Origin of the sequence: Modicisalibacter coralii (assembly GCF_004117855.1) — a bacterium.
GTDB classification, from domain to species: Bacteria; Pseudomonadota; Gammaproteobacteria; order Pseudomonadales; family Halomonadaceae; genus Modicisalibacter; species Modicisalibacter coralii.
Window position 1 is genome coordinate 107,478 of the sequence record NZ_QWBW01000014.1, and the last position, 12,854, is coordinate 120,331.

Genomic DNA, 12,854 nt, shown 5'->3' on the forward strand with positions numbered 1-12,854 from the left:
CCCGGATGTCCCTATCGGTGGGATGATGGTCGTTGCCGACATTGCGACCGCCGGTGACAATCGAGGTATCGTCACCTCGGACTGTTCATCATGTCTCGCCCGATCGCCCTGCTCGCCTATCCCGACTGTCAGCTGCTCGACGTCACCGGGCCCTGGCAGGTGTTCGCCACCGCCAACGAACTCTCCGGTTCGCCGCTCTACCGTCTGAGCCTGCTGGCCGAGTCACCGGGGTTGGTGCGTACCAACTCGGGACTGCCCCTGCAGGCCGACCGCGCCTGGCACAGCCTGCTCGACGCGCCGGCGCCGGACACCCTGCTCGTCGCCGGCGGTTGCGGGGTGTTTGCCCAATGCGACGACCCGGCGCTACGCGCGCTCCTCGCCGCGAGCCTCACCCGGGTGCGACGGCTGGGCTCGGTATGCAGCGGCGCCTTCCTGCTCGCCGCTGCGGGCTTGCTCGACGGGCAGCGCGCCACCACCCACTGGCGCCATGTCGAGCGTCTCGCCGCCACCCATCCGCAGATTCAGGTGGCGACGGATGCGCTCTACGTTTGCAACCCGCCGACCCACGACGACGAGGCGACGCGTTACACCAGCGCCGGCGTCACCGCGGGCATCGACCTCGCCCTGTCGCTGCTCGAGGCCGATCACGGTTCGGCCCTGGCCGGGCGCGTGGCGCGCGAACTGGTGGTCTTCCTGCGCCGGCCGGGTGGCCAGTCGCAATTCAGCGAAGCGCTGCGCAGCCAGCAGCGCGACACCGGCCCGTTGCGCGCCCTGCTCGACGACCTGCACGCCGCCCCGGCCGACGAGCACCGTCTCGAGACCCTGGCCGCGCGGCTGGCGGTGACGCCCCGGCACCTCTCGCGACTGTTTCGTCGTCATCTCGACACCACACCCGGCGCGTACCTGACCCGGCTGCGCCTCGAGCAAGCCCGGCGGGTGCTGATCGACAGCCCCACCCCGCCGCCGCTGGAACGCCTGGCACGCGACTGGCGGCTGGGCGGCGCCGAGCAGTTACGCCGGCTGTTCCAGCGCCACTACGGCGTCTCGCCCTCGGTCTATCGCCAGCGCTTTTACACCGCCCCTTCCTCGTCCATCACCGGAGACTGACCATGCCCGTCAGCGTCGTGCTGCTTTCGCTATGCCAGGCCCTGCTGGTCAGCGGCAACATCCTCCTGATCGCCGTTTCACCGTTGATCGGCGCCCAGCTCGCCCCGGGGCCGAACTGGGCCACCGCGCCGGTCGCCACCCAGTTGCTGGGCCTGATGAGCGCGACCATCCCCGCCTCGCTGATCATGGCGCGGCTGGGCCGCAAGCTCGGCTTCGTGCTCGGCAACCTGGTGGGGCTGGCCGGCGTGGCGGTCGCCGCCCTGGCCCTCGTCCATCAGCGCTTCGGGATGTTCATGCTGGGCACCGCACTGATCGGCGTGGGCATCGGCTTCGGCATGCTGTATCGCTTCGCCGCCGCCGAGGCAGCGCCCCCGGCAGGCCGCGACCGGGCCATCGGCCTGGTGATGGGCGGCGGCGTGATGGCGGCCTTCCTCGGCCCCTGGCTGGCCCGCGCCAGCCGCGACCTGCTCGCCACGCCATTCCTGGGCAGCTTCATCGGGCTCGGCGCGCTCTACCTGCTGGCCCTGATGCTGCTGCTCTTCACCCATCTGCCGGCGCCCTCGCGCAGCCACGGCGACGGCCCCGCCCGACCGCTGGGCGAGATCCTGCGCCAGCCGGTCTTCGTCGTCGCCGCCGTCAGCGGCCTGGTCGGTTACGGGGTCATGAACCTGGCGATGACCGCCACGCCGCTGGCGATGCAGCGCGCCGGCTTCGCCTTCGACCCCATCGCCACGACCATCCAGTGGCACGTGCTGGCGATGTTCCTGCCCTCCTTCGTCACCGGACGGCTGACCGCACGCCTGGGTGCGCCGACGATGATCGCCACGGGCTGCCTGCTGCTGATCGGCTGCGCGCTCATCGCCCAGCTGGATCTCGGCCTGGGCGGCTACTACACGGCGCTGATCCTGCTCGGCCTGGGCTGGAACGCGACCTTCCTGCCCGCCACCGGCCTGTTGACCGAGGCCCATCGTCCGCCCGAGAAGGCCCGCACCCAGGCCGCCAACGAGTGCCTGGTGTTCACCACGGTCAGCGTCAGCGCCCTGCTCGCCGCGCCACTCGAGGCCAGCCTGGGCTGGGCCGGTCTCAACGCCCTGCTGATCCCGTTCGCGCTGCTGCCGCTGCTGGCGCTCACATGGCAACGACTTGTCAGCGCCGCCGATCGCCCGCAGATTAGGGGCTGACATTTCCTGCGGATCCTCACTGCATGCGCCAGAGCCTGGCTCGCGAATTCAGCAACCTCATCGAACGTGGCCGGGACCGCCAGTTGCACCGCCCCTACCATGAAAAAGCGCCGCAGTTAATGCTGCGGCGCTCGATCGATAGCGAAGTCCGAATGACGTCGGGCCAGCTCTAGACCAATATCAATTCGTCCATCTCGTTGAGCCCTAGCGCTCGAGGCGCGTCGTCCGTTGTCAGCGGCTCGATGGCTTCCTTCGTCAATCGATGGTCACCGACCTGTATCGCATCCAGACGAGTGGTCTCATCCGACTGCCAGCCCGCGACCCTGATGACATCGTCGCTATCTTCCACCGTAATCATCAAGCCGATATAGTCATACGAGACACGCAATGCCATGTAGTCGATATCCATGATCATCAACACATCTTGATCGTTATCGGGGTTCTGCGAGGTATTTTGAATCAGAGTCTGGCCATCACCGGCCGAAACAACGAAAATATCGCTACCCCCGGGATCTATCAGACTATCGTTCCCGCCACCACCGACCAGTCTATCGTTGCCCATACCGCCATCGAGTATATCCGGCCCACCCTTGCCTTCCAGGATATCGTTGCCTTCCTCCCCATACAGGAAATCCATGCCGATACCTCCGATGAGCCTATCGTCGCCGGCGGTACCGTGTTCGGTATTCATACCACCGTCGTAACCACCGGATGGTTCCTCGTCGGACACCATCGGTTCTATATCGGGTAACGTCCACTCCACGCCATTCTCGAAGCGGAGCGTTTCGACCTCGCTCGGGTAGGCCTCCGATAGAAACCCATTGATGGTCAGCGTTTCACCGCTTTCATCGAGAGTAACGATCAGATCGTATTCATCCCGCGACACCGATACGTCCTCGGGCAACAGTGCTTGAAACTCGACCACGTCCACGCGCTCGGCGTCATAAAGGCTTACCGTATCGATAATATCGTGGCCATCACCCAGCCCGTAGCGCACGATATCGGCCCCCGTTCCACCGACGAGTTCGTCATCGCCGGGCCCACCCTGCAAGACATCGTTACCGGCACCGCCGTCAATGACATCATTTCCCAGACCACCGCTCAGCGTATCGTCGCTCGCGTAACCCTGTAGATGATCGTCGCCGTCGCTCCCCTGTATCATCATGAGCTTGACGTCCTCGAACGACCATGCCTCACCATCGGAAAAGTGAAGGGTATCGAGTCGATAGAGCTTGTCTTCATCATCAAGAAAGTAATTTTCGACGGTAATACGGTCATCCCCTTGCCGGGATTCGATGACCAGCGAAAAGTCATCTCGCCGCACGGAGATGTCCTCGGCGGTCAACCCGTCACGAAACACGATGGCATCTGTGGATTCATCATGATCGAACGCAAGATTATTCAGGATGTCCTGTCCCCAGCCCTTGGCGAACCAATATTCGTCACTACCGCTACCCCCTTCCAGGATATCCTGGCCCGCACCACCAACCAGGGTGTCGTTGTCGCCTCCGCCCAGTAACCTATCGTTCCCGGCTTGACCATTGATGAATTCGTCCAGGGCCGTGCCTTCGACGATATCATCTCCCGGTGTCGTGGCGATGAGTTTCGATGAAATCGCGCGTCGATCCCAGACCTCGCCATTGGCGAAAACCACACGGTCCAGGGCACCGTGCGTCGTGCCCGTCGAAAAGTACAAGCTGATTTCGATTCGGTCATCGCCCGAGGCCGAACGCAGGATGAGATCGGAATCCGACCTCCCCACCCGAATATCCGTCGGGAGGACGGTATCATCGAACGCGATGACATCATTTTCGGTAACACTGAGGAGTTCATCATTCCCCCAGCCTTCGCTGAAGATATACGTATTCCGCCCCCCGACCTGCCAGATCGTATCGTCACCGCGGCCGCCCTCGATAACGTCATCACCGGCGCCTCCATTGATCAGGTCGTCACCGTCTCCACCCGCGATCACGTTGCCAGCGTCGCCTCCCCGGAGGGTATCGTTACCCAGGCCTCCCTGAAGCCAATTGAAACCGCCGCCACCAAGCAGGAAATCCTCACCGCGACCGCCTTCGAGTTCATCGTCGCCCAGCCCCCCGTTCAGGGTATCGTCACCCAGGCCGCCCTCGATCGAGTCACTGCCGTCACCCCCCTGTATCCAATCATTGCCGCGACCACCGTCGAGCGTATCGTCACCCAAACTGCCCTGCAGGATGTCGTTCCCCAGGCCACCCTTGATCGTATCGGCGCCATCACCGCCGTAGAGACGGTCGCCATCATCGCCACCATGGAGCACGTCGTTACCCGCACCGCCCAGCAGTTCGTCTCGTCCCAGATCGCCGAACAGGCGATCGTCACCGTCCTGGCCGTCGAGATGGTCGGCGCCATCGCCACCATGGAGTTCGTCACTTCCCTCCCCCCCGGCCAGCGAGTCCTTGCCCAGGCCGCCAACCAGCGTGTCATTGCCATTACCCCCTGCGAGACGGTCATCGCCATCGCCACCATGAAGCACATCGTTGCCCACACCGCCCAGCAGCTCGTCTCGTCCCCGATCGCCGAACAGGCGATCGTCACCATCCTGGCCGTCGAGATGATCGGCGCCATCGCCACCATGGAGTTCGTCCATTCCCTCCCCGCCCAAGAGATCATCGCCTCCGGCGCCGCCGAACAGCTCATCGTGACCGGCACCTCCCAAGAGCCGATCGTCGCCGTCACCACCGGCCAGGGTGTCGCCGCCCGAAAGACCGATCAATTCGTCGTCCCCCGCGGCCCCCTGCAGGGCATCCGCACGGTCACTGAAACCGAGGAGCTCGAAGGCACCGCTGGCCTTGACCACATTACCGTGTGAATCCTCGAATCGATCGGCTTGCCCGAGGCTGGACAACAAGCGCTCGAAATCCGCCCCTTCGGGCGTTCCTTCGGCATTGAGCCGTGTCAGTAGCGCATCGGTGAGCGGCGTGTCGGCACGGCTCAGAATATCGCCGAAATCCAGTATTCGAGCGATGTCAGAGAATTCACCGCCATCGAATAGCCGCGCCAACCGGCCCCGCAGCGCGGTCATATCGACCTGCCACTCGCCACCCGCGACATCGATGTCGAGGTCCGCGAACCAGTCGGCGTAATGAGCGTCGATGGCCAGGCTGGCGTAAACCTGATCGGCCAGACTCTGATAGGTCTCGGTCAGTGACTTCGAGGCATTGGGCCCGGGGTCCTGCAAACCGGCGTTGGTGCCGCTGCCCTGCACGAAGGTCTCACCCATGAACGCTTCCAGCGCGTGGAGCTTGCGCGCATCCTCGATATAACGCCCGCGACTGTCGGCGGCATGGGCATCGGCCCCGGTCCAGGCGAACATCAACTCGTCGATGAGGGCATGACGCGCGGCGACATCCGGCTCCGACTGGAAACGGGTCAGCAAGTCGCGCAGTTGGCCACTGTCATCCAATGTCACGGCGGTTTGCAGGTCGTGCACGTTGCCATAACCCACCAGGCCGGGGCCGGCCTGCGCCTCGCCCTCGCTCGGGGGCCGCGCGCCATCGCGGGTGTCCATCAGATCATGTCGGAACCAGACATCCACCAGGGCCGCGTCCTTGCCATCCGCCCCCTTGAAACGGCCCAACTGCAAATGCTCGTTGCCGGCGTCGTCGATGAAAGATGCGCTCTCATACCCCACCTCCAGGCCCGCAGCCCCGGCCTCGGCCAACGACAGCAACTCGCCGCTCTGCGTCACGCCATCGCCATTGGCATCCCGCCAGACTCGTAACGACGCGAAGTTCGCATCCTCGGCATCGACGATGCCATCGTCGTTATCGTCCAGTGCCGCCAGGGCCGCGAAACCGTTTTGCGCCTTGGTGTCATCGTCCAGCAACACATGGTTGCCGAACAGCTCGCCACCATCGGTGATGTCGCCATCGCCGTTTCGATCCCAGACCAGCAGGCCATCGTCGGCCCCGACCCAACCACTCTTCTCGGCGAAGCCGTTACCGTCGTGGTCGAAATACACCCCGTTTTCGAGCGCCAGCGTTTCGACACCATCGCCATCCAGATCCAGCACCAGCGGGGAAACGATCTCGCTGGCATAACCGAACTCATCCTTCAGCCAGGCCATGAAGCTATCCGAGAGCAGATCGGCCCAATACCCCACGTCATCGACGACCTTGCCGATCAGCTCACCGATATTGATCAAGCCATCGGCGACCCCATAAACCGCCCAACCATTGGCCACCAGGGCCGCCGCGCCCGGCCCCGCCACGACGCCGGCCAGCGTGGTCGTGCCGACCACCATGATCGCGGTCAACACCATGGATTCGCCGAACGCCACGGCATCATTGTGCATGGGCTGCCAGTCACCGGTATCCAGGCCGTGCTTGAGGCTCTCGTAGGCATTATTGAGAAATTCGCCCACATCACCGACGATACCGCCACCCACGCCCACCAGCGATTTTTCGAGGCTGAGCCGGGTTTCCCGGGATAGCTCCGTCAAGGCATCCGGCAAATTCAGATGCCACTGTTCGAGTTCAGCGGCCAACCCCGAGGCACTCTTCAGTGGCAACGACTTGTCGCCCTCCAGCGTGGCCAACACCTGGGCAAGCGGCTGGCCGTTTTCGTCGATCCCGGAGAGGTGCTTGAGCGTCTCGGCCAGCGATACCGGTCGGCCGTCGGCCACCGCCTTTTCATAACTGTTCTTGAAAAAGACATCGCCGATATCACCGGCGCGCTGGTTGGCAATGGCGGCCTCGAGCCGGGCCATGCGCTCGTTGAAAGTCACGTCGCTGATCAGCCCGTCCTAGTGCAGCGCCTCGGTGAACTTTCGCGTGACCAGCAACCGTTGCTCGGTGTTGAATTCTCCATTGGTACCCGCATCGGTGATCAACCGGTCCTGACTGAGAAAATTCGCCTTGAAATCACCCAGGCCGTCCTTTGTCAACACATCGGGATCGGTGTAGTCGAGCTGTTTGGAACTCCAAGCCTTATCCAAAATCTTTGCATTATCGGCACCTCCAGAAAGGGATAATAATTTACCATCAAAGGTGGCTGTCCCTTCGGATACATGTTTGGAAAAACGCGCCAGATCGAAAAATGCAAATTTCTTTTGCTCAGTAGTTAGCACATCGTCTGGCAAAGCCAGAATAATTCGTGCCTGATCCAAAATAAAATCGTTATATCCTTTATGCCCCCCTTCATGGTAGCTTCCGCCCATCCCGATATCGCGATAAAAACCCTCGCCCTTGGTCAGGGATTCCCGAACCATTTCCGCCTGATGGGCATTACGGTAGAGCGCGATCTTGTTCGCCTCGCTGTCGCGAAGCGAGAGATAATCATCACCGAACAGGGTTTTCAACCCTTCTGAAATATTGTTATTCTTGAAAAGCTCATTCGGCAGAATGTGATGAATCTGAAATAGATGAAACGTGTCCCTGGCCATACCATGGGTTCCTTGTCGGGAGTGGAGATCAGTGCCGGTTGGAAACGACGCGGCAGCGATACGGAGCCAACGGCTTGGCCAGCTTCTCAGCGTTCAGGGCTTGATAGAGGCGATCGCTGAGAAAAAAAACATTCATCATTTTTTTTTCCATCCACAAGTCAACACCTTGCAGAGATTTCCTGCATAACGCCAGGCCATATTCTTCCCTCCCCAAACTGGGCTTCCATATATCCTTACTCATCAAAGGAGATTGACCAGCCTCCGGTGACTCCTCTGGCACGAAGGTATCCTTGGTTTCGCCGAACGCCAGACAAAAATACTCCCCATCGAACGGCGTGGTACGGTCGTGTTGGAAGAGTCTCACCGGATGAAGTGTGGTTTTCCCCAGCTCGAAACGCCGTAGCACCTCGGCGAACCGCTGGGACACGACCCATACACCACCAGCGCTGAAAATAGCCGGGAGCTTTGATAACTTTTTGTAGGGACTAACGAAGTACATCTCCCTGGGCCAGCTATCATCACCTGATGCAACCCCTCGATCAGATCGCCGCATGGATTCGACTGCCTTTTTGGGGTCTTTCTCATAATTATCTCCATTAAATCCATATAATAGCGCCGTATCCGTCAGGGCATTGGTTGCCCAGACCGTGGCATCGACCGTGTAATACGTCATGATATCCTCCTTCAATGCATGAGCATCATCCCGCGCGACAGCGGGATGATCAGTGTCATTCGCTAATGGCACTGATCATCCGGCTCTCCCTGAAACCACCCCTGGTCGGCTCGCTATTGGCATGGTACCGGACCAATAGCCCATAAAACCCTCCCCTTTCTCAGGGATTCCCGAACCATTTCCGCCTGATGGGCATTACGGTAGAGCGCGATCTTGTTCGCCTCGCTGTCGCGAAGGGCGAGGTAATTGTCACCGAACAGGGTTTTCAATCCCTTCTGGATATCTTTATCCTTGAAAAGCTCATTCGGCAGAATATGATGAATCTGAAACAGATGAAACGTGTCCCTGGCCATACCATGGGTTCCTTGTCGGGAGTGGAGATCAGTGCCGGTTGGAAACGACGCGGCAGCGATACGGAGCCAACGGCTTGGCCAGTTTCTCGGCGTTCAGGGCTTGATAGAGGCGATCGCTGAGAAAAAAAAACATTCATCATTCTTTTTTCCATCCACAAGTCAACACCTTGCAGAGATTTCCTGCATAACGCCAGGCCATAATCTTCCCTCCCCAAACTGGGCTTCCATCTATCCTTACTCATCAAAGGAGATTGACCAGCCTCCGGTGAATCCTCTGGCACGAAGGTATCCTTGGTTTCGCCGAACGCCAGACAAAAATACTCCCCGTCGAACGGCGTGGTACGGTCGTGTTGGAAGAGTCTCACCGGATGAAGTGTGGTTTTCCCCAGATCGAAACGCCGTAGCACCTCAGCGAACCGCTGGGACACGACCCATACACCACCAGCGCTGAAAATAGCCGGGAGCTTTGATAATTTTTTGTAGGGACTATCGAAGTACATTTCCCTGGGCCAGCTATCGTCACCCGACGCGACGCCTTGCTTTGCCCGGCGGATGGATTCGACCGCCGCATCTTCATCCTTCTCATAATTGTCTCCGGTAAATCCATATAATAGCGTCGTATCCGTCAGGGAATTGGTTGCCCAGACTGTGGCATCGACCGTGTAATACGTCATGATATCCTCCTTCAATGCATGAGCGTCATCCCGCGCGACAGCGGGATGATCAGTGTCATTCGCTAATGGCACTGATCATCCGGCTCTCCCTGAAAGCCCCCCTGGTCGGCTCGCTATTGGCATGGTACCGGACCAATAGCCCATAAAACTCTCTCCCTTGCTCAGGGATTCCCGAACCATTTCCGCCTGATAGACATGACGGTAGAGCGCGATCTTGTTCGCTTCGCTGTCGCGAAGGGCGAGATAATCATCACCGAAAAGGGCTTTCAATTCCTTTTGGATATCTTTATCCTTGAAAAGCTCATTCGGCAGAATGTGATGAATCTTAAATAGATGAAACGTGTCCCTGGCCATACCACAGGTCCTTGTAGCGGGTGGAGATCAGTGCCGGTTGGAAACGACGCGGCAGCGATAGAGAGCCAACGGCTTGGCCAGTTTCTCGGCGTTCAGGGCTTGATAGAGGCGGTCGCTGAGAAAAAAAACATTCATCATTTTTTTTCCATCCACAAGTCAACACCTTGCAGAGATTTCCTGCATAACGCCAGGCCATAATCTTCCCTCCCCAAACTGGGCTTCCATCTATCCTTACTCATCAAAGGAGATTGACCAGCCTCCGGTGACTCCTCCGGCACGAAGGTTTCCTTGGTTTCGCCGAACGCCAGACAAAAATACTCCCCATCGAACGGCGTGGTACGGTCGTGTTGGAAGAGTCTCACCGGATGAAGTGTGGTTTTACCCAGCTCGAAACGCCGTAGTACCTCGGCGAACCGCTGGGACACGACCCAAAAACCGCCTGCCTTGAATATGTGAGGAAGCTTCTTGTACTTGTTGTATTGACTCAACACATACATTTCCCTGGGAAAGCGTTCGACGGGTAATGGCTCTCCCCTATTGGCACGCTTCATGGCATCCCAAGCGGCATCTTCATCTTCCAAGTAGTTATCCGCAAAAAATGCATATATCAGGTCCGAATTCGTAAAAATATTGGTTGCCCAGACCGTGGCATCGACCGTGTAATACGTCATGATATTCTCCTTCAATGCATGAGCGTCATCCCGCGCGACAGCGGGATGATCAGTGTCATTCGCTAATGGCACTGATCATCCGGCTCTCCCTGAAACCACCCCTGGTCGGCTCGCTATTGGCATGGTACCGGACCAATAGCCCATAAAACCCTCCCCTTTCTCAGGGATTCCCGAACCATTTCCGCCTGATGGACATGACGGTAGAGCGCGATCTTGTTCGCTTCGCTGTCGCGAAGGGCGAGGTAATAATCACCGAACAGGGCTTTCAATCCCTTTTGAATGTCAGGATCATTGAAAAGCTCATTCGGCAGAATTTGATGAATCTGAAACAGATGAAATGTGTCCCTGGCCATACCATGGGTTCCTTGTCGCGGGTGGAGATCATCAGTGCCGGTTGGAAACGACGCGGCAGCGATAGGGAGCCAACGGCTTGGCCAGTTTCTCGGCGTTCAGGGCTTGATAGAGGCGATCGCTGAGAAAAAATACATCTTCCATTTTTTTATCCATCCACAAGTCAACACCTTGCAGAACAGTTTTTTTCAAACGCCAAGCCATAGTCATTATCCGTATGTTTTGGCTCCCAGATATCTGTTTTCCTAAAAGGGACCTTCCTGATTCTAGGTGACTCCTCCGGTACGAAGGTATCCTTGGTTTCGCCGAACGCCAGACAAAAATACTCCCCATCGAACGGCGTGGTACGGTCGTGTTGGAAGAGTCTCACCGGATGAAGTGTGGTTTTCCCCAGCTCGAAACGCCGTAGCACCTCGGCGAACCGCTGGGACACGACCCATACACCACCAGCGCTGAAAATAGCCGGGAGCTTTGATAATTTTTTGTAGGGACTATCGAAGTACATTTCTTTGGGCCAGCTATCGTCATCCGACGCGATGCCTTGCTTTGCCCGGCGGATGGATTCGACCGCCGCATCTTCATCCTTCTCATAATTGTCTCCGGTAAATCCATATAATAGCGTCGTATCCGTCAGGGCATTGGTTGCCCAGACTGTGGCATCGACCGTGTAATACGTCATGATATCCTCCTTCAATGCATGAGCGTCATCCCGCGCGACAGCGGGATGATCAGTGTCATCCGCTAATGGCACTGATCATCCGGCTCTCCCTGAAAGCCCTCTGGTCGGCTCGCTATTGGCATGGTACCGGACCAATAGCCCATAAAACCCTCCCCTTTCTCAGGGATTCCCGAACCATTTCCGCCTGATGGACATGACGGTAGAGCGCGATCTTGTTCGCCTCGCTGTTGCGCAAAGCTAGGTAATTGTCACCGAGCAGGGCTTTCAATCCCTTTTGGATGTCAGGATCATTGAAAAGCTCATTCGGCAGAATGTGATGAATCTGAAATAGATGAAACGTGTCCCTGGCCATACCATGGGCTCCTTGTCGGGAGTGGAGATCAGTGCCGGTTGGAAACGACGCGGCAGCGATACGGAGCCAACGGCTTGGCCAGCTTCTCGGCGTTCAGGTCTTGATAGAGGCGATCGCTGAGAAAAAATACATCTTCCATTTTTTTATCCATCCACAAGTCAACACCTTGCAGAACAGTTTTTTCAAACGCCAAGCCATAGTCATTATCCGTATGTTTTGGCTCCCAGATATCTGTTTTCCTAAAAGGGACCTTCCTGATTCTAGGTGACTCCTCCGGTACGAAGGTATCCTGGGTTTCGCCGAATGCCAGACAAAAATACTCCCCGTCGAACGGCGTGGTACGGTCGTGTTGGAAGAGTCTCACCGGATAAAGCGCGGTTTTACCCAGCTCGAAACGCCGTAGTACCTCGGCGAACCGCTGGGACACGACCCAAAAACCGCCTGCCTTGAATATGTGAGGAAGCTTCTTGTACTTGTTGTATTGACTCATCACATACATTTCCCTGGGAAAGCGTTCGACGGGTAATGGCTCTCCCCTATTGGCACGCTTCATGGCATCCCAAGCGGCATCTTCATCTTCCAAGTAGTTATCCGCAAAAAATGCATATATCAGGTCCGAATTCGTAAAAATATTGGTTGCCCAGACCGTGGCATCGACCGTGTAATACGTCATGATATTCTCCTTCAATGCATGAGCGTCATCCCGCGCGACAGCGGGATGATCAGTGTCATTCGCTAAGAGCGCCTTTCAAAACCTGCCTTGAAGCTTGTTCAGACAGACCAAGGAACAGCCCAACAGCGTAAAGGCATAATGGATATCGACTCGCCGCTCATAGCGCGTGGTAAGTCGCCTCATCCGGCTCAGCCACGCAAAGGTTCGTTCGACAACCCAGCGATGGCAGCCGAGTCGCTGACTATCCTCGACACCTCGACGAGCAATACGGGGCTGAATGCCCCGTCGCTGACAGGCTCGGCGGCAACGGCGATGATCGTACGCCTTGTCCGCATGGAGTTTGTCGGGACGCCGGCGAGGCCGT

14 protein-coding genes are annotated in these 12,854 nt (G+C 58.3%); 3 read left to right on the forward strand and 11 right to left on the reverse strand.

Annotation, left to right across the window (positions count from 1 at the left end):
• The first annotated feature begins 90 nt into the window (after nucleotides 1-90).
• Genes D0901_RS09395 through D0901_RS20885 form a run of 3 tightly spaced genes read left to right on the forward strand, consistent with a single transcriptional unit; the run spans nucleotide 91 to nucleotide 2,461 of the window.
• Nucleotides 91-1,107, forward strand: coding sequence for a GlxA family transcriptional regulator (locus tag D0901_RS09395; protein WP_129140044.1), 1,017 nt, complete (start codon nucleotides 91-93; stop codon nucleotides 1,105-1,107).
• A 2-nt stretch (nucleotides 1,108-1,109) separates the two neighbouring features.
• A complete protein-coding gene (locus D0901_RS09400) occupies nucleotides 1,110-2,288 on the forward strand; it encodes an MFS transporter (RefSeq protein WP_129140045.1) in 1,179 nt (392 codons plus the stop codon).
• A 23-nt stretch (nucleotides 2,289-2,311) separates the two neighbouring features.
• Nucleotides 2,312-2,461, forward strand: coding sequence for a hypothetical protein (locus D0901_RS20885; protein WP_162500848.1), 150 nt, complete (start codon nucleotides 2,312-2,314; stop codon nucleotides 2,459-2,461).
• On the opposite strand, the gene D0901_RS21250 is transcribed toward D0901_RS20885, so the two are convergent.
• The 11 genes from D0901_RS21250 to D0901_RS09455 all read right to left on the reverse strand — a co-directional run.
• Nucleotides 2,458-7,035 (reverse strand): calcium-binding protein, encoded by a 4,578-nt coding sequence (locus tag D0901_RS21250; RefSeq protein WP_129140046.1) that lies wholly within the window; start codon nucleotides 7,033-7,035, stop codon nucleotides 2,458-2,460. The two genes, D0901_RS20885 and D0901_RS21250, sit on opposite strands and share 4 nt — an antisense overlap.
• A gap of 36 nt (nucleotides 7,036-7,071) precedes the next feature.
• Nucleotides 7,072-7,710, reverse strand: coding sequence for a hypothetical protein (locus D0901_RS09410; RefSeq protein ID WP_129140047.1), 639 nt, complete (start codon nucleotides 7,708-7,710; stop codon nucleotides 7,072-7,074).
• Nucleotides 7,711-7,738: 28 nt separating this feature from the next.
• Nucleotides 7,739-8,383 carry an imm11 family protein gene (locus D0901_RS09415; RefSeq protein ID WP_129140048.1) on the reverse strand — a complete coding sequence of 215 codons (645 nt, stop codon included), beginning with the start codon at nucleotides 8,381-8,383 and terminating at the stop codon, nucleotides 7,739-7,741.
• Nucleotides 8,384-8,648: 265 nt separating this feature from the next.
• Nucleotides 8,649-9,410, reverse strand: a complete 762-nt coding sequence (locus D0901_RS09420; protein ID WP_129140049.1) for an imm11 family protein — start codon at nucleotides 9,408-9,410, stop codon at nucleotides 8,649-8,651.
• 75 nt (nucleotides 9,411-9,485) lie between these two features.
• Complete coding sequence (locus D0901_RS09425) at nucleotides 9,486-9,764, reverse strand: hypothetical protein (RefSeq protein ID WP_129140050.1); 279 nt, start codon at nucleotides 9,762-9,764, stop codon at nucleotides 9,486-9,488.
• Between the two features lie 134 nt (nucleotides 9,765-9,898).
• Entirely contained in the window at nucleotides 9,899-10,435 is a 537-nt protein-coding gene (locus tag D0901_RS09430; protein ID WP_129140051.1) for a hypothetical protein, read from the reverse strand.
• Between the two features lie 113 nt (nucleotides 10,436-10,548).
• The gene (locus D0901_RS09435) at nucleotides 10,549-10,788 is read right to left on the reverse strand and encodes a hypothetical protein (RefSeq protein WP_129140052.1); all 240 of its coding nucleotides are present in this window, start codon (nucleotides 10,786-10,788) and stop codon (nucleotides 10,549-10,551) included.
• Nucleotides 10,789-10,949: 161 nt separating this feature from the next.
• On the reverse strand, nucleotides 10,950-11,465 hold the full coding sequence (locus D0901_RS09440) for a hypothetical protein (protein ID WP_129140053.1): 516 nt from the start codon (nucleotides 11,463-11,465) through the stop codon (nucleotides 10,950-10,952).
• A 112-nt stretch (nucleotides 11,466-11,577) separates the two neighbouring features.
• The gene (locus tag D0901_RS09445) at nucleotides 11,578-11,817 is read right to left on the reverse strand and encodes a hypothetical protein (RefSeq protein WP_129140054.1); all 240 of its coding nucleotides are present in this window, start codon (nucleotides 11,815-11,817) and stop codon (nucleotides 11,578-11,580) included.
• Nucleotides 11,818-11,845: 28 nt separating this feature from the next.
• Nucleotides 11,846-12,490: an imm11 family protein gene (locus D0901_RS09450; protein ID WP_129140055.1), complete on the reverse strand. Its 645-nt coding sequence runs from the start codon at nucleotides 12,488-12,490 to the stop codon at nucleotides 11,846-11,848.
• A gap of 75 nt (nucleotides 12,491-12,565) precedes the next feature.
• Nucleotides 12,566-12,854, reverse strand: a 289-nt coding sequence (locus D0901_RS09455; protein ID WP_162500836.1) for a transposase, incomplete at its 5' end; no start/stop codon positions are given.

Excerpts from the sequence above, each read along its gene's own strand:
- D0901_RS09415 (WP_129140048.1), bottom strand. The coding sequence starts at position 8,383 with ATGACGTATTACACGGTCGATGCCACGGTCTGGGCAACCAATGCCCTG.
- D0901_RS09400 (WP_129140045.1), top strand. The coding sequence starts at position 1,110 with ATGCCCGTCAGCGTCGTGCTGCTTTCGCTATGCCAGGCCCTGCTGGTC.
- D0901_RS21250 (WP_129140046.1), bottom strand. The coding sequence starts at position 7,035 with ATGGCCCGGCTCGAGGCCGCCATTGCCAACCAGCGCGCCGGTGATATC.
- D0901_RS09425 (WP_129140050.1), bottom strand. The coding sequence starts at position 9,764 with ATGGCCAGGGACACGTTTCATCTATTTAAGATTCATCACATTCTGCCG.
- D0901_RS09435 (WP_129140052.1), bottom strand. The coding sequence starts at position 10,788 with ATGGCCAGGGACACATTTCATCTGTTTCAGATTCATCAAATTCTGCCG.
- D0901_RS09440 (WP_129140053.1), bottom strand. The coding sequence starts at position 11,465 with ATGACGTATTACACGGTCGATGCCACAGTCTGGGCAACCAATGCCCTG.
- D0901_RS09430 (WP_129140051.1), bottom strand. The coding sequence starts at position 10,435 with ATGACGTATTACACGGTCGATGCCACGGTCTGGGCAACCAATATTTTT.
- D0901_RS09395 (WP_129140044.1), top strand. The coding sequence starts at position 91 with ATGTCTCGCCCGATCGCCCTGCTCGCCTATCCCGACTGTCAGCTGCTC.
- D0901_RS09420 (WP_129140049.1), bottom strand. The coding sequence starts at position 9,410 with ATGACGTATTACACGGTCGATGCCACAGTCTGGGCAACCAATTCCCTG.
- D0901_RS09445 (WP_129140054.1), bottom strand. The coding sequence starts at position 11,817 with ATGGCCAGGGACACGTTTCATCTATTTCAGATTCATCACATTCTGCCG.
- D0901_RS20885 (WP_162500848.1), top strand. The coding sequence starts at position 2,312 with ATGCGCCAGAGCCTGGCTCGCGAATTCAGCAACCTCATCGAACGTGGC.
- D0901_RS09410 (WP_129140047.1), bottom strand. The coding sequence starts at position 7,710 with ATGGCCAGGGACACGTTTCATCTATTTCAGATTCATCACATTCTGCCG.
- D0901_RS09450 (WP_129140055.1), bottom strand. The coding sequence starts at position 12,490 with ATGACGTATTACACGGTCGATGCCACGGTCTGGGCAACCAATATTTTT.